18 protein-coding genes are annotated in these 20,158 nt (G+C 70.6%); 9 read left to right on the plus strand and 9 right to left on the minus strand.

Features of this window, described 5'->3' with window-relative positions; genetic code table 11:
* Positions 1–22 precede the first annotated feature (22 nt).
* Complete coding sequence (locus BWO91_RS04405; protein ID WP_064294232.1) at positions 23–637, minus strand: hypothetical protein; 615 nt, start codon at positions 635–637, stop codon at positions 23–25.
* A gap of 65 nt (positions 638–702) precedes the next feature.
* Here BWO91_RS04405 and BWO91_RS04410 point away from each other — a divergent pair, with 65 nt between their 5' ends.
* Complete coding sequence (locus BWO91_RS04410; RefSeq protein WP_071262396.1) at positions 703–1,188, plus strand: NUDIX hydrolase; 486 nt, start codon at positions 703–705, stop codon at positions 1,186–1,188.
* A gap of 54 nt (positions 1,189–1,242) precedes the next feature.
* Here BWO91_RS04410 and BWO91_RS04415 read toward each other — a convergent pair whose 3' ends face one another.
* Positions 1,243–3,105, minus strand: a complete 1,863-nt coding sequence (locus BWO91_RS04415) for a glycoside hydrolase family 15 protein (RefSeq protein WP_276207403.1) — start codon at positions 3,103–3,105, stop codon at positions 1,243–1,245.
* Between the two features lie 244 nt (positions 3,106–3,349).
* On the opposite strand from BWO91_RS04415, the gene BWO91_RS04420 reads away from it, so the two are divergent.
* Positions 3,350–5,617: a DEAD/DEAH box helicase gene (locus tag BWO91_RS04420; RefSeq protein WP_079001491.1), complete on the plus strand. Its 2,268-nt coding sequence runs from the start codon at positions 3,350–3,352 to the stop codon at positions 5,615–5,617.
* Positions 5,618–5,673: 56 nt separating this feature from the next.
* On the opposite strand, the gene BWO91_RS04425 is transcribed toward BWO91_RS04420, so the two are convergent.
* Complete coding sequence (locus BWO91_RS04425) at positions 5,674–7,191, minus strand: carboxylesterase/lipase family protein (RefSeq protein WP_079001493.1); 1,518 nt, start codon at positions 7,189–7,191, stop codon at positions 5,674–5,676.
* A gap of 67 nt (positions 7,192–7,258) precedes the next feature.
* Here BWO91_RS04425 and BWO91_RS04430 point away from each other — a divergent pair, with 67 nt between their 5' ends.
* Positions 7,259–7,681: a GNAT family acetyltransferase gene (locus tag BWO91_RS04430; RefSeq protein WP_079001495.1), complete on the plus strand. Its 423-nt coding sequence runs from the start codon at positions 7,259–7,261 to the stop codon at positions 7,679–7,681.
* 68 nt (positions 7,682–7,749) lie between these two features.
* Here BWO91_RS04430 and BWO91_RS04435 read toward each other — a convergent pair whose 3' ends face one another.
* The 5 genes from BWO91_RS04435 to BWO91_RS04455 all read right to left on the minus strand — a co-directional run bounded on the left by BWO91_RS04435 (position 7,750) and on the right by BWO91_RS04455 (position 13,110).
* Positions 7,750–8,841: an Rv2578c family radical SAM protein gene (locus BWO91_RS04435; RefSeq protein WP_079001497.1), complete on the minus strand. Its 1,092-nt coding sequence runs from the start codon at positions 8,839–8,841 to the stop codon at positions 7,750–7,752.
* Between the two features lie 47 nt (positions 8,842–8,888).
* Complete coding sequence (locus BWO91_RS04440) at positions 8,889–9,719, minus strand: energy-coupling factor transporter transmembrane component T family protein (protein ID WP_079001499.1); 831 nt, start codon at positions 9,717–9,719, stop codon at positions 8,889–8,891.
* Positions 9,716–11,419, minus strand: coding sequence for an ABC transporter ATP-binding protein (locus BWO91_RS04445; protein WP_240555682.1), 1,704 nt, complete (start codon positions 11,417–11,419; stop codon positions 9,716–9,718). Before BWO91_RS04445 ends, BWO91_RS04440 begins: the two co-directional genes overlap by 4 nt.
* Positions 11,420–11,464: 45 nt before the next feature.
* On the minus strand, positions 11,465–12,046 hold the full coding sequence (locus BWO91_RS04450) for an ECF transporter S component (RefSeq protein ID WP_071259786.1): 582 nt from the start codon (positions 12,044–12,046) through the stop codon (positions 11,465–11,467).
* Positions 12,047–12,159: 113 nt separating this feature from the next.
* Positions 12,160–13,110 carry a pirin family protein gene (locus tag BWO91_RS04455; protein ID WP_079001503.1) on the minus strand — a complete coding sequence of 317 codons (951 nt, stop codon included), beginning with the start codon at positions 13,108–13,110 and terminating at the stop codon, positions 12,160–12,162.
* Between the two features lie 118 nt (positions 13,111–13,228).
* Here BWO91_RS04455 and BWO91_RS04460 point away from each other — a divergent pair, with 118 nt between their 5' ends.
* The 5 genes from BWO91_RS04460 (at position 13,229) to BWO91_RS04480 (ending at position 17,129) form a co-directional block, all read left to right on the plus strand.
* The gene (locus tag BWO91_RS04460) at positions 13,229–14,347 is read left to right on the plus strand and encodes an AI-2E family transporter (RefSeq protein WP_079001505.1); all 1,119 of its coding nucleotides are present in this window, start codon (positions 13,229–13,231) and stop codon (positions 14,345–14,347) included.
* Positions 14,348–14,394: 47 nt separating this feature from the next.
* The gene (locus BWO91_RS04465) at positions 14,395–14,823 is read left to right on the plus strand and encodes a DUF3592 domain-containing protein (protein WP_153303381.1); all 429 of its coding nucleotides are present in this window, start codon (positions 14,395–14,397) and stop codon (positions 14,821–14,823) included.
* Positions 14,824–14,945: 122 nt separating this feature from the next.
* On the plus strand, positions 14,946–15,560 hold the full coding sequence (locus tag BWO91_RS04470) for a hypothetical protein (protein ID WP_064294244.1): 615 nt from the start codon (positions 14,946–14,948) through the stop codon (positions 15,558–15,560).
* A 142-nt stretch (positions 15,561–15,702) separates the two neighbouring features.
* Positions 15,703–16,470, plus strand: a complete 768-nt coding sequence (locus BWO91_RS04475; RefSeq protein ID WP_079001509.1) for a YcnI family copper-binding membrane protein — start codon at positions 15,703–15,705, stop codon at positions 16,468–16,470.
* Positions 16,470–17,129: a copper resistance CopC family protein gene (locus BWO91_RS04480; protein WP_079001510.1), complete on the plus strand. Its 660-nt coding sequence runs from the start codon at positions 16,470–16,472 to the stop codon at positions 17,127–17,129. Before BWO91_RS04475 ends, BWO91_RS04480 begins: the two co-directional genes overlap by 1 nt.
* A 127-nt stretch (positions 17,130–17,256) precedes the next feature.
* On the opposite strand, the gene BWO91_RS04485 is transcribed toward BWO91_RS04480, so the two are convergent.
* Complete coding sequence (locus BWO91_RS04485) at positions 17,257–17,916, minus strand: fasciclin domain-containing protein (protein ID WP_064294247.1); 660 nt, start codon at positions 17,914–17,916, stop codon at positions 17,257–17,259.
* Positions 17,917–18,124: 208 nt separating this feature from the next.
* On the opposite strand from BWO91_RS04485, the gene recQ reads away from it, so the two are divergent.
* Positions 18,125–20,119 (plus strand): DNA helicase RecQ, encoded by a 1,995-nt coding sequence (recQ, locus tag BWO91_RS04490; protein WP_079001513.1) that lies wholly within the window; start codon positions 18,125–18,127, stop codon positions 20,117–20,119.
* Positions 20,120–20,158 lie beyond the last annotated feature (39 nt).

A 20,158-nucleotide genomic window follows, 5' to 3' on the forward strand; every position in this document is an offset into this window, starting at 1 on the left:
GCAGCGTCGTCAGGCCGCCGGATCAGCCTGCGGTACGCCTGCTTCGACGCGGGGCCGTCAACCAGGGACGCAGCAGCCTCGTGACGAGCGGCAGGAGCCAGTAGGTCATGATCGGCGTCAGGATGAGCGTCGAGATCAGCACGTGGAGGAACACGCCGAGCGGTTCCCAACCGGGCACGAGCGCCGTGACGAGGAGGGTGAAGACGAGGTTGAGCGGGAAGAAGCCCAACCAGATGCTCACCGCCTGCTTCCAGCGCGGCGGTGCGGGCGGGATCGGATCCGGGTCGCCGGAGAGCTCGGCCTCCTCGACGCGGAGGATGCCGTCCGGTGCGTCGAACCACCCCTCGATCCCGCTGCGCCGTTCGACGCGGGACTGCTCCATGAACTCGCGGCCGCTCGAGAGCCACCAGGCGCGTTCCTTCGACTCCTCCCAGTCGGTGAGCGTCTGTTCGTCCGCGAAGCGGTAGAGCATGTACCAGACGTCGCTCTCGGCTCCCGCGCGCACCCAGCCGGAGCCGAGGAAGCCGGGGTACCGGTTCGCCAGGTTGATGCCCGCCTGGACCCAGATGGTGGCCTCGGAGATCGACGCCGGGTTGACGCGTCGCTCGATCGAGACGGTGATGGGATCGTGTTCCATACGCCCAGTAGACCGCACTCGTGTTTCGATCTCGTGTCCCACCGCAGCCCCCGTAGAGTCGAGGCATGGCGACTCCTGACTTCGTACTGGCCCTCCGCGAGCGGATCGGGCACGCGCCCCTCTGGTTGACGGGGGTGACCGCGGTCGTCCTGCGCGGTCTCGGGACGCCCGAGGCCGAGGTCCTGCTCGTCCGGCGACAGGACAACGGTGCGTGGACACCGGTCACGGGGATCATCGACCCGGGTGAGGAACCCGCGGTGGCGGCGGAGCGCGAGGTCCTCGAGGAGGCTGCCGTCGTCGCCGTCGCCGAGCGTCTCGCCCAGGTGCAGGTGCTCCCGCAGAACGTCTACGACAACGGCGACATCACGCAGTACATCGACCTCGTGTTCCGATGCCGCTATGAGTCGGGCGAGCCGTATCCGGCCGACGGCGAGAACTCCGAGGCGCGGTGGTTCCCGCTCGACGCCCTGCCCGAGCAGGTCTCGCAGAACTTCCGCACCCGGATCGCGCTCGCCGCCTCCGACGAGCGCGAGGCCCGCTTCACCCGCTGACGTCCCTCCACCTGCCCGCGAACTGTCACTTGAGGTCAGTTCTGTGGCCCCGGACTAGCCGTTGGTGACAGTTCGCGGGCTGGCGGGGGTGGCGGTGGCTGCGGCGATGGCGTCGGCGGCTCGGACGAGGGTGAGGTGCGAGAGCGCCTGCGGGGTGTTACCGACCTGCCGCGCCTGCTGCACGTCGTACTCCTCGGACAGCAGGCCCAGGTCGTTGCGGAAGGACAGCAGCCGGTCCATCAGCTCGCGGGCGTCGTCGAGTCGGCCCGAGGCCGCGTACTGCTGCACGAGCCAGAACGAGCACGCGAGGAACGGGTGTTCATCGCCCGGCAGACCGTCGACCCCGCTCGTGGTGCGGTAGCGCAGGAGGAGACCGTCCTGGAGGAGGTCCTCCTCGATGGCGGCCACCGTCGCGAGCATGCGCGGGTCGTCGGGCGCCACGTAGCCGATCTGCGCGAGGACGAGCAGGGACGCGTCGACCTCGGTCGTCCCGGCGTGCTGGACGTAGCACCCGCGTGCGTGGTCGACGTTCTCGCGCTCGATCGTCTCGCGGAGCGTCTCGCGCAGGGCCTCCCAGCGTTCGACGGGCCCGTCCAGGCCGTGCTCGCGGACCGCGCGGACGCCGCGGTCGAGCGCCGCCCAGATCATGGCGCGCGAGTGGGTGAAGTGCTGCTCGTCGCCCCGTACCTCCCAGATGCCACGGTCGGGGCGGTTCCAGTGCTCCTCGAGGACGCCGAGCAGGGCGCGCTGGAGGCTCCACGAGAAGTCGTCGTCCGCGAGACCGACCGCGCGTGCCTCGTCGAGGGCGATCATCACGGACCCGAAGACGTCGCCCTGGTACTGCGTGTAGGCGCCGTTGCCGACGCGCACCGGGGCGGCACCGAGGTAGCCGGGGAGGCTGTCGAGCTCCTCCTCCACGAGGTGGCGTTCGCCCGCGAGGCCGTACATGATCTGCAGATCGTTCGGATCACCGGCGATAGCCCGGAGGAGCCACCTGCGCCAATCGTGCGCCTCCTCGGTGAAGCCGTGCTGCATGAGGGCTTCGAGGGTCAGCGAGGCGTCGCGCAACCAGACGTAGCGGTAGTCCCAGTTGCGGACGCCCCCGAACGACTCCGGCAGGCTCGTGGTCGCGGCTGCGACGATGCCGCCGGTGTCCTCGTGCGTGAGGGCGCGGAGGACGAGCAGCGACCGCACGACCGCCTCCTCGTACTCGGCCGCGGGATCGCAGCGGGACGCCCAGTCGCGCCACCAGGCGATCGTGTGGTCGATCCGCTGACCGACGTCGACCGGGTCCGGCACTTCGCGGTGCGAGGGGTACCAGGTGAGGGTGAGGTCGACGGTGTCGCCCGCGGACACCTCGACGGTCGCCGAGTGGGCGTGATCGGAGGCCGTCAGGTGCACGCCGCGGACCACGACGGCATCGGGGCCGGCGACCGCGACGATCCCGGATCCATCCGGGAGCTGCCGCACCCAGGGGATCGCGTCGGCGTACCCGAAGCGGAGGCGCACCTCGACGTCGACCGCGACGGTGCCGCTGAGTCCTTCGACCCGGCGGACCACATCCGCCCGGCGGTCGCCGTGGGGCATGAGGTCGGTCACGCGCACCTGGCCGTCGGGGGTCGTCCAGACGGTTTCGAGGACGAAGGTGTCGTCGAGGTAGGCGCGGCTCGCCGTCGCCCGAGCGTCGGCGGGCCGGACCGTCCAGCATCCGTGGTCCTCGGTGCCGAGCAGCGCGCCGAACATCGACGGCGAGTCGAAGCGGGGGAGGCACAGCCAGTCGATGCTGCCTTCCGACGAGACGAGCGCGGCGGTGTGGCAATCACCGATGAGGGCGTAATCCTCGATGGGGCTGGGCATGCACCCATGCTGCCACGCCGCCGTGCGCGTGCCTGGGAGTGATGCTCCGTGACTTCTCAGGAGGGATCGGGTAACGTAGGTGAGTCGGCTCGAGACACCGCGTTTGTACCGCGGAGGGTTATGTCAGTCTGGTGGGCCGGTTTCGTCGGAGAGAACTCCGCGAACACACACATGATGTGGACGGCCCCGGCCAGTGATCGCCCGGGTATGAGCATGCCGCAGCGCAGCCGAGGTTTCGGATGGCGCTGTGTGAGTCATGCAGGTTGTTCATGCGAACGAGTTATAACCCGGAAAGCATTTCTCCATGCCCAAGAACAACACCCCCGCCGGCAAACGCCCGGCCAAGAACTTCGACCCCAAGTCCAAGTACGGCGAGAACAAGCGGCCCTTCGGCTCACGCCCCGGCGCGAAGTCCGGCAGCAAGAGCGAAGGCCACCGCGGCTACCGTCCCGACGCCGGTGGAGCGCCGCAGAAGTCTCGCTGGAACGCAGACGAGCGTGCCGAGCGCGCCGCCCGCTTCGAGTCTGAGGAGCGCGGCGACCGCGCACCCCGCGGCGACCGCAACGAGCGCCCCGCGTACAACCGTGGTGGCGACCGCAATGAGCGTCCTGCGTACAACCGTGGTGGCGACCGCAATGAGCGTCCTGCGTACAACCGTGGTGGCGACCGCAATGAGCGTCCTGCGTACAACCGTGGTGGCGACCGGAACGAGCGTCCTGCGTACAACCGTGGTGAGCGGACTGAACGTCCGTCCTACGGCGACCGGAACGAGCGTCCTGCGTACAACCGTGGTGGTGACCGGAACGAGCGTCCTGCGTACAACCGTGGCGAGCGGTCCGAGCGTCCGTCCTACGGCGATCGGAACGAGCGCCCGTCGTACAACCGCGGCGAGCGGACCGAGCGTCCATCCTACGGTGACCGGAACGAGCGCCCGTCGTACAACCGCGGCGAGCGGACCGAGCGTCCCTCGTACGGCGACCGGAACGAGCGTCCTGCGTACAACCGTGGTGAGCGGTCCGAGCGTCCCTCGTACGGTGACCGGAACGACCGTCCCGCGTACAACCGTGGTGGCGACCGCAACGAGCGCCCGGCCTACAACCCGGGTGAGCGCACGGAGCGTCCCTCCTACGGCGACCGCACCGAGCGTCCGTCCTACGGGGACCGCCCGGCTCGCCAGGGTGACCCGCGTCAGGCGAACCGCACCGACCGCCCCGCGCGTTCGTACGATGACCGCCCCAAGCGGTCCTTCCACGACCGCCCGAAGCGCTCGTTCGACGACCGCGGCGCGTCCGACGCCGGCCGTGGCAGCGACTACTACCCGAAGCGCGACGCCGGCTCCTACACGCCCCAGGACGACGTGGTACTCGAGCGCCTCGAGGCCGACGCGATCCAGGCCGGCGACGTCGAGGGTGTGACCTTCGAGAGCCTCGGCCTCGGCGGCAACATCGTCCGTGCGCTCGCCGAGCTCGGCGCCGACAGCCCGTTCCCGATCCAGGCGGCGACCATCCCGGATGTCATCGCGGGCCGCGACGTGCTCGGACGTGGCCGCACCGGCTCCGGCAAGACCATCGCCTTCGGTGCCCCGCTCGTCGAGAAGCTCATGGAGAACGGCGGCGGCAAGAACCGCAAGCCGGGTCGCAAGCCCCGCGCCCTCATCCTCGCCCCGACGCGTGAGCTCGCCCTGCAGATCGACCGCACCGTGCAGCCCATCGCGCGCGCCGTCGGCCTCTTCACCACGCAGATCTACGGCGGTGTCCCGCAGGGTCGCCAGGTCGGCGCACTGCAGCGCGGCGTCGACATCATCGTCGGTACGCCCGGTCGCATCGAGGACCTCATCGAGCAGGGTCGCCTCGACCTCTCGCAGGTCACCGTGACCGTCCTCGACGAGGCCGACCACATGTGCGACCTCGGCTTCCTCGAGCCCGTGCAGCGCATCCTGCGTCGCACCGCGCCCGACGGCCAGAAGCTCCTCTTCTCCGCCACCCTCGACAAGGGTGTCGCAGCCCTCGTCAACGAGTTCCTCCCGAACCCGTCGGTGCACGAGGTCGCCGGTGAGGACCAGGCGTCCTCCACGATCGACCACCGCGTGCTGGTGGTCGAGCACAAGGGCAAGGACCGCCTCATCGAGGAGCTCGTCAACCGCACCGAGAAGACCCTCGTGTTCGCCCGCACCCGGGCGTACGCCGAGCGTCTCGCGGAGCAGCTCGGCATGGCGGGCATCCCCGCCGTCTCGCTCCACGGCGACCTCAACCAGGCGCGCCGCACGCGCAACCTGGAGAAGCTCACCTCGGGTCGGGTCAACGTGCTCGTCGCCACCGACGTCGCCGCCCGCGGTATCCACGTCGACGACATCACGCTCGTCGTGCAGGCCGACGCCCCGGACGAGTACAAGACGTACCTGCACCGTGCCGGCCGCACCGGTCGTGCCGGCAAGATCGGTCGCGTCGTCACGATCATCCCCAAGGCCCGTCGCCGCAGGATGACCGAACTGCTCGACCGCGCTGAGATCGAGGCCGCGTTCGACGACGCCGCCCCCGGCGACCAGCTCGTCGAGGACATCGCCACCGCGTAGTCCGCACCGCAGCAGGAACGCCCGCCGAGCTCACGCTCGGCGGGCGTTCTCGCGTGTCAGGGGGTGAGGGCCGCCCGCTCGTCGTCGCGCGGGGCGAGGACGACGGCGTCGTCGACCCCGTCGAAGGTCCGGACCGGGCGGGTGGCGTCCCAGCGCTGCCAGCCCGGGTCGCCTGCCTTCGCGAACGCGACCCAGGCGTCGTGCATCGCGGTCGCGAGCGACTGCGGGGCCGAGCGGCCAGCCATCCGGACGGCCTCCGGGGAGTCGAGGTGGTCGAAGACGAAGCCGATCTCCATCGCGTGGGCCGCACCGAGCTCACCTTCGCCGTCCCCGCCGACCGGGCTCCGCCAGGCGAACTCGTACACCCAGGTGTCCGAGCCGTTGTCGGCGCGTGCGTCCGCGAGTTGATTGAGCGGGACGCGGAGCAGGATGTCGGTCGCGATCGCCCCGAGGATCTCCCCGGACTTCGCTTTCGGACGGTTGCGGCGGAAGGTCCGCACGGCCGAAGCACTGACCCCGAAGCGCAGCCGCGCCGCGAACAGCTGGAGACGCGTGATCCGCCGGGCGATACCGGTCGGGACGAGGAACAGGCGGTGTTCCTCGGTCGTCGTCCCGATGAGCACGGGGATGTCGGCGGAGCCGCCCGACACCAGGGCGTCCAGCGGACTCAGCGGCGCGAGTGGTGACGACGTCGTGATCGAGAACCCCGGACCGCCGGTCAGTGGGTTGCCGCCACCCATGACCCGTTCCTGGGCCCCGACGAGTCCCTCCGGCGGCACTCGGCGGAAGCCGGCTCGGGTGGTCGGGACGCCGAGGTCCTTGCCCATGAGCTTCGAGATCCGGCCGGAGCGCTCTCGGGGTTCCGAGCGCAGCGGGCCGCTCTGGATGATCGCCCGTCGCATCACGGACGAGGCGTCCGGGTGCGCGAGGAGTGCCGCTACCGAGGCTCCGCCCGCGGACTCTCCGAAGACGGTGACGTTGTCGGGGTCACCGCCGAAGCGGGCGATCTCGTCCTGCACCCACGTCAACGCGGCGAGTTGGTCGGCGAGACCGAGGTTCAGCGGGACGTCGTCGAGTACCGAGAACCCCTCGGACCCGAGGCGGTAGTTGACGGAGACGAGGACGACGCCGTCGCGCGCGAACGCGGTGCCGTCGTACGAGTCGAGTGCGTTGGAGCCGTGTACGAGCGAGCCGCCGTGGATCCACACCATGACCGGGAGCGGGGTGTCGGACCGCTCGGCCGGGGTCCAGATGTTGAGGTTCAGGATCTCATTGCCCGGCACCGTCACGGTGGCGAGCAGCTCGCCGACCGCGCCGGCGTAGGGCGGCTGCGGGGCGGTCGCACCGGGACGGGTCGCATCGCGGGGGTCCTCCCAGGGGACGACCGGCTGGGGGAGTCGGAAGCGGTCGTCACCGAACGGAGCTGCCGCGTACGGGATACCGAGGAATCGGGAGACACCGGCTTCGGTGAGCCCGGTGATCGGGCCGCTGCCGGTGGCGATGGTGACCGGTGTCGATCCGTCAGGCGCCGGGATCGGTTCGCCGGTCGGTTCCAGGCCAGGGTCGATGCTCATACGGGTCCGTTCGTCGATGCTCGGGTGACCAACTGTATCGACGCCGCGTGTGCGGAAGACTGGGCTGATGCAGATCCGTCCCTTCACGCCGTCCGACACCGAGGCCGTCATCGCCCTCTGGCACACCGTCGGGCTCACCCGACCGTGGAACGACCCGGCGAAGGACATCGAGCGCAAGTCGACGACGCAGCCCGAGCTGTTCCTCGTCGCGGCGGATGCCGACGGCGCCCTCGTCGGCACCGCGATGGTGGGGTACGACGGCCACCGCGGTTGGGTGCACTACCTGGCGGTGTCGCCGGCCCAGCAGGGCGGCGGGCTCGGACGGCAGCTCATGACCGAGGCCGAACGCCTGCTCACCGAACTCGGGTGCCCGAAGATCAACCTCATGGTCAGGACGGGCAACGACCGGGTGATCGGCTTCTACGAGGCGCTCGGGTACGGCACCGACGAGGTCGCGCTGCTCAGCAAGCGGCTCATCCCCGACGCCTGACGTCGGTTCGTTCGCCCATTCTTGGGCGAGGGAGTCCTCGTTCGCCCGAGAATGGGCGAACGAACGGGTCAGAAGAGGGTCGGCTGGACCTGCAGGCCGGTCGTGACGAATTCCGGGGCGCGCTTGCGCAGCTCGGCCCGCTCGCCGTACCCGTCGCGCAACATGCCGAGCGCCGACGAGCGGACACCTCCGGTAGCGGGGTCTTCGGTGCCGCGCTCGAGCCCGTGCTCGCGGATCATCGGGCGGATGCGCGCGGCGAGCCACTTCCGGTACTCCTTCGGGGCGTAGGTGCCGTCGGCGTACATCGAGGTGTAGCGGTCGACGAGCTCGGGGTGCTCCCGCGACAGCCACTGCATGAACCAGGGTTTGACGCCGGCTTTCAGGTACAGGGTCGAGAAGAGGACAGTGCTCGCGCCCGCCTCGCGGATGCGCGACAGGGCGAGGTCGAGGTGGTCGACGGTGTCGGTCAGGTAGGGGAGGATCGGCATCATGAAGACCCCGACGTCGAAGCCGAGGTCGGCAGCAGCGCGGACGGTCGCGAGTCTGGCCGCCGCGGTCGGGGTTCCGGGTTCGATCGATTGCTGGAGCTCGTCGTCGTAGATGGCGATCGACATGGCGAGGTCGACCGGTACGCGTTGAGCGACCTCGGCCAGAAGGGGCAGGTCTCGCCGGAGCAGGGTGCCCTTCGTCAGGATCGAGAACGGGGTCCCCGAGTCGGCGAGGGCGTTGATGATCCCCGGCATGAGCCGGTACTTGCCCTCGGCGCGCTGATACGGGTCGGTGTTCGTGCCGAGCGCCACCGGGTGCCTGCCCCAGCTCACCTTCCCGAGCTCCTTCTCGAGGACCTCGGCGACGTTCACCTTGACGATGAGCTGCGAGTCGAAATCCTTCCCGGCGTCGAGGTCCAGATACGAATGCGTCGGTCGGGCGAAGCAGTACACGCAGGCATGGGAGCAGCCCCGATAGGGGTTGATGGTCCACCCGAAGGGCATCACGGACTGACCGGGCACGCGGTTGAGCGCGGACTTCGCGAGCACCTCGTGGAAGGTGATCCCGGCGAACTCCGGCGTCTGGACGCTGCGCACCAGATTGTTCAGCTTCGCGAGGCCAGGCAGCGCCGACGTCGTCTCAACCCCGAGTTCCTGTCCGCTCCACCGCATGCCTCCATTAGAACATATGTTCGACTCATCAGGATGACTCCGGACGGTCAGTTCCGGGCGACGGGACCGGGCCCGGCGGCGAGGCTCCACCAGAGGAGGGCGGCGCTCACGAGCCAGAAGGCGACCATGAAGCACCAGTCGCGGGTGCGGAAGGGGATGCGGGTCCGCTCCGTGCGCTGCGGATGGGCACCGAAGGCGCGGGAGTCCATGGCGAGCGCGACCCGCTCCGCATGACGGATGGCACCGGCCAGCAGCGGCACGACGGTGCCGGCGGCGCGGCGGACGGCGGCGATCGGTCCGCGACCCTCGGCCATCCCGCGGACGCGGTGGGCGGAACGGATGACCTCCAGCTCGTGCCCGAACCGCGGCACGAACCGGTAGGCGGCGAGCGCCGTGTACCCGATCCGGTAGGGCACGTGCAGCTGCTGGATCATCGCGCGGACGAACTCCGGGCCGGTCGAGGTGAGGCCGCCGATGCAGGCGAGGACGAGGAGGGCCGCGAGCCGCAGGGCCGTCGCGAGGCCGACGAGCAGCGCCCCGAGGAAGAACCGGTAGTCGCCGACCTGGAACAGCAGGACGGATCGGTCGACGCGGCTCGGGTCGGTCCACAGGCCGAAGCTGAACGACATGATCGCGACGATGAGCGGCAGCGCCACGAAGAGCAGGAGGGCGACCGTCCGCGTCAGGCTGGCTCCGACGAGGATGACGACGACCGCGAGGGCGATGAACAGCGCCGGCGTGACCGGGTCCCTCGTGAACGCCAACAGGATCATCGCCGGCAGCGGAGCACCGAGCTTCGCCAGCGGGTTCAACCGGTACAGGAATCGACCGGCCGGTGCCGTGCTCGAGGCGTACGGGTCGATCGTCGTGGCGCTCATCGGGCGGCCGCCCCGGGCAGGTCGTCGAGTCTCGACACGTGCCGCCAGTCGGGGTGGTTCGCCAGCGAGCGCATCGCCTGGGCGAGCGGCGGTGGCCGGAGCCCCGCGCGGCGCAGGAGCTCGTCGTCGCCGAGGACCGCGGCGGTCGTGTCGTGGGCGAGCAGGCGACCGTCGGCCATGACCGCGACGTGACTCGCGTGATCGGCGACGAGCTGGAGGTCGTGGGTCACGACGAGGACCGTGGTGCCCTGCGCGTTGAGGCCGGCGAGGAGGTCCAGGAGCTCGTTCGCCCGCGCCCGGTCCTGACCGAAGGTCGGTTCGTCGAGCGCGAGCACCGGAGCTCCGGCGATGAGGGCGCTCCCGACGGACAGTCGACGCTTCTGACCACCGGAGAGGAGGAACGGGTGCACGTCGCGTGCGGACTCCAGGCCGAACCGCCGCAGCAGGTCGTCGACGCGCCGCTCGATCCCGGTGTCGTCGACGCCCCGGATCCGCAGGCCGTGCGCGAGTTCGTCGTGGACGGTGTGGGCGATGAACTGGTGCTCGGGGTTCTGGAAGACGAAGCCGATGTGTGCCGCGATCGTCCGCACCTCGCTGCGCCCCGGGTCGATCCCGCCGACGTCGATGCGCCCGCGGGGAGGTCGGACCACCCCGGCGATCGCCTGGAGCAGCGTCGTCTTGCCGGCGCCGTTCGTCCCGATCACGGCCAGGAAGTCGCCCGCAGCGACCTCGAGGCTCACCTCGTGGAGGATCGGGGTGCGCCGGCGGCCCCGACCGCGTTGGACGCCGAGCCGGTCGACGCGGACCGCCATCGAGCACTCGGCGGTGACCGGGGCGACGGGTGCGGTCGGCGGCGTCGGCAGTGTGGTCGCGTCGAGTGCGGCGGTCAGCTCGGCGGGTGTCAGGGGGAGGTCCGGCAACGTGACACCGGCCGACCGCAGGCGCAGCGCGGCGAGCGTCGCGACGGGGAGCCAGACGCCCATCGCGAGCAGGTCGTCGAGGTGCCCGAGCAGGACCTCGCGGGTCGGGCCGTCGAAGGCGAGCCGCCCGTCACGATCGAGGACGACGACCCGGTCGACGAGGTCGATGGCGGCGTCGAGGTTGTGCTCGACGAGCAGGATCGCGTGCCGCTTCCCGGCGTCGCCCGGTCCGGAGACGAGTGAACGGAGGGCGGCGTAGACCTCCTCGATCCCGGCCGGATCGAGGTTCGCCGTCGGCTCGTCGAGGACGAGGAGGTCGCTGCCCATGGCCAGGGCGCAGGCGATCGCGAGTCGCTGTCGGCCGCCGCCCGAGAGCCGGTCGGGGTTCTCGGTCCGGCGCTCCCAGAGCCCGACCTGCCGGAGCGCCCGTTCGGCGCGGGACAGCACCTCCTCGACGGGGAGCAGGAGGTTCTCCGGGCCGAAGCACACCTCGTCGAGGACCGTTCCGGTGACGATCTGCGCGTCGGGGTCCTGGAACACCATCGCCACGTGCTCGCTCAGCTGCGCGACCGTCGAGGTGGCCGTGTCGAGCCCGCCGGTGATCACAGCACCCTCGAACTCGGCCGGGACGGCGTGGGGGACGAGGCCGTTGAGCGCTAGGGCGAGCGTCGACTTCCCCGAGCCGCTCGGCCCGAGCAGCAGGACCACCTCACCGGGTGCGACCTGGAACGACACGTCGTCCGGGGTCCACTCCTCGCGCTCGTCGTGACGGATGCGCACCCGCCGGACAACGGTGGCGGGGTGCGTCGGCGGTGCGGGGTCCACTCAGGCCCGCGTGCCGGCCGAGCCGCGGTCGCGCTGCAGAGGTTTCGCGATGGACCGCCCCACACCGGCTCTCGCGAGGGCCGCTGCGACCGCCCGCCCGAGCGCGGTGAAGGCGATCGGGCTCAGGACGAAGAGCGCGATGTAGACCGTCTGGGCGAGGGGCGCGAAGTGCTCGATCCCGAGGACGACGAGCACGGAGCCGCCGAAGACGAGTCCAGCGATGCCCGCGGCCAGGTAGAAGACCCAGGCCTTCCAGACGCGGTAGCGCGACACGGCGAAGGGGATCTCCTGCAGGAGCCCGATCGCGAGGCCGGTGCCGAAATAGCGGAAGAACCACTGCGGGCTGAACGCCGCGGAGACGAGGCCTGCGGTGAGCCCGGTCATGAGGGCCACGCCACCTCGTCGGAGGAGCGCCTGCGAGACGACGCCCGGCAGGAAGTACACGCCGATGATGAGGCCGTAGAGCACGGGGGCGGTCGCGGAGATCGTGCCGCCGACGTACCCGGAGACGACGAAGACGAGGCCGCCTCCGACGCCGATGGCGGCGCAGGTCAGCAGCAGTCGCGTACTCAGACGTTGCATGAGCCCACCTTCACGAGCAGCCGATCTCCTGAGGACAGCCTATCCTTTATCGGCCCGTCGAGACGCCGACGGACACTGCTCGGAACGGGGTCCCGAGCACCCGATCCGGGCGATCAGATCGAGCGTCGGCGCGGGGTCAGCCGGACGTTCGGCAAGGGCGGCGCCGGGATGCGGTCCGTGCCGTGGCCGGCGACCGAGCCGAAGCGCGGCGACCCCGCCTCCCAGTCCTCCCGGGCGGACGCGATGTCCTCGTGAGTGCGACCGACGAAGTTCCACCACATGACCAGCTCCTCCGGGAACGGCGTCCCTCCGAGGAGCACGAAGCGGGCACCGGTCGCGCTCCGGAACTCGAGGCGATCGCACCCGGGCGCCAGGTAGAGCAACGGGCCCGAGTCGAGTTCGACGCCGCCGACCTCGAGCACCCCGTCGAGCACCAGGACGCCGTGCTCGAAGGCCGGATCCACCGGCACCTCGACGACGGTGTCGGCCTCGAGCGTCACGTCGGCACCGAGCAGGGGCGAGTGGACGGTCGCGGTCGACGTCGCCCCGCCGAGCGTGCCGACGAGGACGGTCGCCTCCAAACCCGGAGCGCGGTGGACGGGCAGGTCCGTGTGCTGCTCGAACGCCGCCGGCACCGAGGCGGCGGCCTCCGGGAGCGCCACCCACAGCTGGAGGCCGTGCATGGCGGCCGCTTCCTCGCCCACCGAGAACTCGGAGTGCGACACGCCCCGGCCGCTCGTCATGAGGTTGAGCTCGCCCGGGCGGACGACCACGTCGCTGCCCACGCTGTCGCGGTGGCGGATGTCGCCGACCAGCGGCCACGTCACGGTCTGCAGGCCGGTGTGCGGATGCGGCAGGACGCGCATCAGCGAACGGTCCTCGTCGAAGCGGTCGAGGAAACACCAGGCGCCGATCATCGGCAGCTCGCGCTGCGGGAGGGTGCGGTGGACGCTCAGGCCGCGGACGCCGCCCAGGGGGACCTCGCGGGCCTCGAGGAGTCTCGTCCCGGATCCGTCAGGTGCGTGGCAGACGCTGGGGACCGGGTCGGCGTCGAGTCTCGTCATGAGCGCCTCCTTATCACGGACAACGCTACTCCCGCTCGGCCTGACCTCGGCCCGCACCGACGTGGTTGACTGGGCGCGGGGCCCGTCCGGCTCCGCCGCTGCCGAGATTGGGGATCCCATGGGCCTGTTCGACAAGCATGAGGACGCACCGGAGCCGCTCGCCCGCGGCCTCTGGCACGACCGCATCGGCACGCTCGCGACCCGGAGTGTCCAGACGCTCGCCATCGTCGCGGTCGCCGCGCTGATCGTCTTCGCGCTGACCCAGCTCTCGCTCGTGATGATCCCCGTCGTCATCGCACTCATCCTCGCCTCGGCGATCTACCCGCTCATGCGGTGGATGCGATCGAAGGGGCTCCCGTCGATCCTCGCCACCTGGATCGCCCTCGTCTCGATCCTCGTCGTCCTCGGCGGCATCGGGTGGCTCATCGTCTGGGCCGTGCGCAGCCAATGGGACGACCTCGTCGACTCCGCCTCGAAGGGCTTCGGTCAGCTGCAGGACTGGCTCGGCACCCTGCCGTTCGACATCGACGAGAAGCAGATCGAGGACGCCAAGCAGACCGCGGTCGACTTCCTCACCTCGAGTCAGTTCGGCAGCGGGGCGCTCGCCGGCGTCTCCGCGACGGCGAGCTTCCTCACCGGTCTGGTGCTCATGGTCGTCGTCCTGTTCTTCTTCCTCAAGGACGGGCCGCGGCTGTGGGAGTTCCTGCTCCGCCCCTTCACCGGAACCGCATACGACCGTGCCAAGCGCATCGGCGGCAAGACGGTGGACACCCTCGGCGGGTACGTGCGCGGCACGGCGACCATCGCGGCCGTCGACGCGATCGGTATCGGTATCGGCCTCGCGATCATCGGGGTCCCCCTCGCCCTCCCGCTCAGCGTCATCGTGTTCCTGACCGCCTTCATCCCGATCGTCGGTGCGACCGCCGCGGGCATCCTCGCGGCCCTCGTCGCGCTCGTCGCCAACGGTCCGGTCGCCGCCCTCATCGTCGTCGGCGTCGTCGTGCTCGTGAACCAGCTCGAGGGCAACTTCCTCCAGCCCGTCGTCATGGCCCGCTCGCTCAAACTGCACGCCCTCGTCGTCCTCCTCGCCCTGACGGCCGGCACCATCCTCGGCGGCATCGTCGGCGCGGTCCTCGCCGTCCCGATCGCCGCGGTCGCGTGGGGCATCATCGGCGTCTGGAACGGTCCGGACCAGCCGGCCGAGCCCATGCGACAGAAGCGACCCGAGTCCGTCTGAGGGAGGCCGTCCGGGTCGTGGGTCCGCCCGCCGGATAGCATGTGATCGTGGACCCCCACGATCTCCTCGGCCTCGTCCTCGAGGTCTTCACCTGGATCGGCTTCGGCAGCGCCGTCGTCGTGCTGCTCGTCATGCTCATCGCGCGGGCCGCGGACGGCAGCTGGGTGGAGACGCACGGGGTCATCGTGGACCTGCCGGACGACGCGGACGGCGGGCAGGGGCGCGAGGTCCGCTGGATGACCGAGTCGGCCGAGCTGTACTCACGACCCGTCACGGACGCGGAGTTCGACGCTCTCCGCGACCCCGAGGAGCCGAACGTCTTCTACGCCCGCCGGGAACCGTCGCGCGCACGCTTCCGCCGGACGGCCGATCACACGAGAGCGCTCCGACTGCTCTTCGGCGTGACCTTCGGCATCGGCGTCGTCTGCTCCATCGCTTCGATCGTGCTGCTGTTCGTCGCCGACACCGGGGCCTGAGCACTCTCTCCGGTCCCTGAGTACCTGCTCCCCGGTCCCTGAGCCTGTCGAAGGGCGGCGCTCGGGTAGGCTGTGAGCACGAGCGTCGACACCTGGTCCGCTCGTTCTCCCGGAGGCAGCGCATGACGGAACGGTGGGCCCGTGTCGCCCGCGGCACCGCCGCAGCCGCGTTCGCCACCTTCGCCGCCGCCCTCTCGCACACGATCGGTGGGGCCGCCGCGCCGTCCGCGTTCGTGCTCCTGGTCGGTGGAACCTTCGCCGTCCTGGTCTGTGTCCTCCTCGCCGGCCGCCGTATCACCGCACTCGGGGTCGTCGCCTCCGTGCTCGTGAGTCAGCTCGGCTACCACGCGCTCTTCACCCTCGTCCCGAGCACCGTCAGTGCCACGGTCGCCTCCGGCGGCGCGGCGGGCCCCGCCGACTGGCACCGGCACGGGGTCGTCGAACTCGCGACCGGCGGCGTCACCACGGCACACTCGCACGGCGACACCACGATGTGGGCGGCGCACCTCGTCGCGGCCGTCGCGACCATCGCCGCCATCCTGTTCGCCGAACGCGCGACGCTCGCCGCGCTCGCCGCGCTGACCGTCCGGATCCTCGCCCGCCGTGCAGCACCGACCCACCTCGTCCCCGCGCCCCGTCGGGTGCGCTGGGTCCGGGTCAACCGTCGCCCCCGCAACCTCGGGGTGGTCCTGCTCCACCTGCGACACCGCGGTCCGCCGGCGCTCGCCGCCGCCTGACCGACGCATCACCGTCCGACCGGGACGGGTGCCGTGCGTGGCCGGGTCGGCCCAGCGCAGCAGCACCCTTCGGCGCGCCATCCGGCGTGACCATCCCCATTCCGCACGCTCGACGCCGTGCGGATCAGTCGACAGGACGATCATGAACGCAACCACCCCCCGCCCCACCTTCCGCAAGCCCGCCGTACTCGGTGCCGTCGCCATCGGCGCCGGAGCGCTCCTCGCGGTCGGCGCACCGCTGGCAGCCAGCGCCCACGTCAGCGTCACGCCGACCTCCACGGCCGCCGGCTCCTACACGGTGCTGAGCTTCGCCGTCGGTCACGGCTGCGACGGCTCGCCCACGACGAGCCTCTCTTTCGAGATCCCCGAGGAGATCAACGCCGTGACGCCGACGGTCAACCCGAACTGGACCATCGACAAGCAGCTGGCCCCGCTCGCGAAGCCCATCACCGACAGCCACGGTGAGCAGCTCGCCGAGCGTGTCGGCACGGTCGTCTACACGGCCAAGACGCCGCTCGCCGACGGGTACCGCGACACCGTCTCCTTCCAGGTCCAGCTGCCGGCCGACGCCGAGGGCAAGACGCTCGTCTTCCCGGTGACGCAGACCTGCGAGGTCGGCCAGACCGACTGGACCGACGTCGCGAAGGACGGTCAGACCGAGGACGACCTCGAGTCGCCGGCGCCGGTCGTCGTCGTGACCGCTGCCGAGGCCGGCGACCACCACGGTGGCGCCGCCACGGACGACGACGGTGACGGCGACCACACCGAGGCCGCCGCCGCGACCGACGCCGGCAGCACCGACGTGCTGGGCCGCGTGCTCGGCATCGCCGGTCTCGTCGTCGGTGCCGCCGGCATCGTCATCGCTGCCTCCGCACGCCGCGCAGCGTCCGACGCGAAGCGCCAGGCCTGATGACGGTCTCCCGCCGTCGCCGTCTCGTCGGCACCGCTGCGACCGCGTTCCTCGCGGTCGCAGCGGTGCTCGCCGTGGCCCAGCCGGCCTCAGCGCACAACAGCATCATCTCGACGACGCCGGCCGAGGGGTCGACGATCACGGAGCAGCCGGAGCAGCTCGTCATCACGACGAACGACAACCTGCTCGACCTCGGGGACGCCGGCCAGTCCAACCAGATCCAGGTGACCGGTCCCGGTGACGAGCGGCTGTATTACGGCACCGCCTGCGCAGCCGTGAACGGCCCGGCGCTCGTCATGCCGCTGCAGCTCGGGCAAGCCGGCGAGTACACCGTCGTCTGGCAGCTCGTCTCGACCGACGGCCACCCGCTGTCGGGCAGCTACACCTTCGAGTGGGCGCCGGCCGAGGGCCAGGAACTCGCGACGGGGAGCGCGAAGCCCGCGTGCGCGACGGGCGGTGCCTCCACGGTCGAGCCCTCGTCGGAGGCGGGCGGTGTCGAGCCGCAGTCGTCATCCGACGGCGGCTTGAGCGGTGATGTGTGGTGGATCGTCGGCGCGATCGGCGTCGTCCTGATCGCCGGCATCGGCGTGCTCCTCGTGACCCGGCGGAAGCCGGAGCACGTCTCGGACGACCAGGGCACGGACACCTCCGCACCCTGAGCCGTACCCCGCCCGGACTCTGAGCTTGTCGAAGGGTCCCCACACAACGGAACAGCCCCGCCATCCTCGAGAGGATGACGGGGCTGTCGCTGTTACCGGTGTAGCGTGCGGGTGAACCCGCGGTCGGCTACTTTGCCGGCGGCATCAGCACCGAGTCGATGAGGTACACGGTCGCGTTGGCGGTCTTGACGCCACCGCAGATGACCTTGGCACCGTTGACGGTGATGTTGTCACCCGAGCCCTCGACCTTGACGGTTCCACCCTCGACGGTGGTCTGCTCACCGTCGATGTCGGACGGAGCGATCTGGCCGGGGATCACGTGGTACGTGAGGATCGAGGTCAGCGTCGCGGCACCCTCAGGCGTCTTGAGGCTGTCGATCGTCGCGGCGTCGATCTTCTTGAACGCGTCGTCGACCGGGGCGAAGACGGTGAACTCGGAGCCGTTCAGCGTGTCGACGAGGTTGACGTCGGGGTTCAGCTGGCCGGAGACCGCAGCGGTCAGCGTGGTGAGGAGCGGGTTGTTCGACGCGGCGACGGCGACGGGGTCGGCCGACATGCCGGCGACGGAGCCTGCACCGTCCGGGACAGCCTCGGCGTAGGCGGCGCAGCCCGAGCCGACGAGGTCCGCTGCGGGGTCGGAGGTCATGCTCGACTCGGAGGGAGCGGAGCTCGGCTCCATCGACGAACCGCTGTCGGAGCTGGAGCCGCTGGAACAGGCGGCGAGGCCGAAGGTCGCGACGGCGGCGAGTGCGAGCACTGCCATGTGGTTTCGCTTGATGGTACGCATGTGATTCTCCTTTGATGAGGTTTGGACCGGTTGTCGAGTGCCTCTCAGAACCGGCCCTCGATGACACTTCGGAGCCCCCTCGGGGGTGGTTTGGAAAAAGATCCGATCGCGACTCGGACGGGGTCGCGCATTAAGAGGAGCGAAATTCTTCGGATCCGTTCCTGTGGAGGGGCACCGGGGTGTCAGCCGCTGCGGCTACGATCGACGGATGAGCTGGAGCACCGAACCCGACTGGATCCCGGACGACGCGGACGCTCCCGACGACTTCGACGCCCCGCCGCCCGACGACGCGTATCTCGGCGGTGGCGTCGCCTGGGGGAGCGGTGCTGTCAACTCGGCTCCCGCCGCTCCGCCTGTGGTGGCGGTGCGTGCGGCAGGCCAGAAGTTCGCCACGGCGCAGGAGGCACTCCACACGGTCTTCGGGTACGACGCGTTCCGCGGTGAGCAGCAGCAGATCATCGAGCAGGTCGCCGGCGGCGGCGACGCGGTCGTCCTCATGCCGACGGGTGGGGGCAAGAGCCTCTGCTACCAGATCCCCGCCCTGCTCCGGCCGGGCACCGGCATCGTCGTCTCCCCACTGATCGCCCTCATGCAGGACCAGGTCGACGCCCTCCTCGCCGTCGGTGTCCGCGCCGCGTTCCTCAACTCGACCCAGGATCCGGCTGAGCGCTCCCGGGTCGAACAGGCCTACCTCGCGGGCGAGCTCGACCTCCTCTACGTCGCGCCCGAGCGTTTGAGCTCCGAGGCGACCCGGCGCTTCCTCGGCCAGGGCACCATCGCCCTGCTCGCGATCGACGAGGCGCACTGTGTGTCGCAGTGGGGGCACGACTTCCGTCCCGACTACCTCATGCTCGGCGAGCTCGCCGAACGCTGGCCCGACGTCCCGCGCATCGCACTCACGGCGACCGCGACCGAGGCGACGCACCAGGAGATCACGCAGCGGCTCCACCTCGGCGAGGCGAAGCACTTCGTCTCGAGCTTCGACCGCCCGAACATCCAGTACCGGATCGTCGGCAAGAACGAGGTCCGCAAGCAGCTCGTCGCGTTCGTGAAGGAGCAGCCGGCCGGCACCGCGGGGATCGTCTACTGCCTGAGTCGGAAGACGGTGGAGCAGACGGCACAGCTGCTGCGCGACAACGGGGTGGACGCCGTGGCGTACCACGCCGGACTCGACGCCTCCGTGCGTGCCGCGGCGCAGTCGCGCTTCCTCCGCGAGGACGGCGTCGTGGTGGTCGCGACCATCGCCTTCGGCATGGGGATCGACAAGCCGGACGTCCGCTTCGTCGCCCACGTCGACCTCCCGAAGAGCGTCGAAGGCTACTACCAGGAGACGGGCCGCGCGGGGCGAGACGGCGAGCCGTCCATCGCTTGGCTCGCGTACGGTCTGCAGGACGTCGTCCAGCAGCGGCGCATGATCGCCGAGTCGCCGGGCGACCTCGCGCACCAGCGCAATCTCAGCGCCCACCTCGACGCGATGCTGGCCCTCTGCGAGACCGTCGACTGCCGCCGGGTCAACCTGCTGCGCTACTTCGGTCAGCCCTCCACGCCGTGCGGCAACTGCGACACCTGTCTCGAACCCCCGGTCACCTGGGACGGCACCGTGCCGGCGCAGAAGCTCCTCTCGACGATCGTGCGCCTGAAGCGCGAGCGCAACCAGTCCTTCGGTGCGGGGCAGATCATCGACATCCTCCGCGGCAAGCGCACCGACCGCGTCGCCCAGCAGCGGCACGACGAACTCGCGACCTTCGGCATCGGCGAGGACCTCAGCGACCAGGAATGGCGCGGCGTCGTCCGTCAGCTGCTCGCACGCGACCTCCTGGCCACCGTCGGCGAGTACGGCACGCTCGGCCTCACCGAGGGGAGCGCCGAGGTGCTCGCGGGGAACCGGCCGGTCGCCATGCGTCGCGAGCCGGAACGCGCCGCCCGCTCCTCGTCGAGGTCGTCCTCCCGCTCGTCGAGCGCGAACGCCGAGCTCGAGCCCGCCGCGGCCGAGCTGTTCCAGGCCTTGCGTGCCTGGCGAGCCGGGGTGGCGAAGGAGCAGGGCGTCCCCGCCTACATCGTCTTCGGCGACGCGACTCTGCGGGAGGTCGCGACGGCGAAGCCCGACTCGCTCGGCGCGCTCGACGGCATCAGCGGCATCGGCGCGAAGAAGCTCGACGCCTACGGGCGAGCGCTCATCGAGGTCGTCGCCGCCAACGCCTGACGCCGCTCCTGAGAGCCAGCTGCGACAGCTGTGGGGGAG

Origin of the sequence: Plantibacter flavus (genome assembly GCF_002024505.1) — a bacterium.
GTDB lineage: Bacteria > Actinomycetota > Actinomycetes > Actinomycetales > Microbacteriaceae > Plantibacter > Plantibacter flavus_A.

Coding starts and splice junctions, on each gene's coding strand:
- BWO91_RS04450 (WP_071259786.1), bottom strand. CDS start 12,046: ATGCAACGTCTGAGTACGCGACTGCTGCTGACCTGCGCCGCCATCGGC.
- BWO91_RS04470 (WP_064294244.1), top strand. CDS start 14,946: ATGACGGAACGGTGGGCCCGTGTCGCCCGCGGCACCGCCGCAGCCGCG.
- BWO91_RS04480 (WP_079001510.1), top strand. CDS start 16,470: ATGACGGTCTCCCGCCGTCGCCGTCTCGTCGGCACCGCTGCGACCGCG.
- BWO91_RS04440 (WP_079001499.1), bottom strand. CDS start 9,719: ATGAGCGCCACGACGATCGACCCGTACGCCTCGAGCACGGCACCGGCC.
- BWO91_RS04455 (WP_079001503.1), bottom strand. CDS start 13,110: ATGACGAGACTCGACGCCGACCCGGTCCCCAGCGTCTGCCACGCACCT.
- BWO91_RS04430 (WP_079001495.1), top strand. CDS start 7,259: ATGCAGATCCGTCCCTTCACGCCGTCCGACACCGAGGCCGTCATCGCC.
- BWO91_RS04410 (WP_071262396.1), top strand. CDS start 703: ATGGCGACTCCTGACTTCGTACTGGCCCTCCGCGAGCGGATCGGGCAC.
- recQ (WP_079001513.1), top strand. CDS start 18,125: ATGAGCTGGAGCACCGAACCCGACTGGATCCCGGACGACGCGGACGCT.
- BWO91_RS04425 (WP_079001493.1), bottom strand. CDS start 7,191: ATGAGCATCGACCCTGGCCTGGAACCGACCGGCGAACCGATCCCGGCG.
- BWO91_RS04485 (WP_064294247.1), bottom strand. CDS start 17,916: ATGCGTACCATCAAGCGAAACCACATGGCAGTGCTCGCACTCGCCGCC.
- BWO91_RS04435 (WP_079001497.1), bottom strand. CDS start 8,841: ATGCGGTGGAGCGGACAGGAACTCGGGGTTGAGACGACGTCGGCGCTG.
- BWO91_RS04420 (WP_079001491.1), top strand. CDS start 3,350: ATGCCCAAGAACAACACCCCCGCCGGCAAACGCCCGGCCAAGAACTTC.
- BWO91_RS04460 (WP_079001505.1), top strand. CDS start 13,229: ATGGGCCTGTTCGACAAGCATGAGGACGCACCGGAGCCGCTCGCCCGC.
- BWO91_RS04405 (WP_064294232.1), bottom strand. CDS start 637: ATGGAACACGATCCCATCACCGTCTCGATCGAGCGACGCGTCAACCCG.
- BWO91_RS04475 (WP_079001509.1), top strand. CDS start 15,703: ATGAACGCAACCACCCCCCGCCCCACCTTCCGCAAGCCCGCCGTACTC.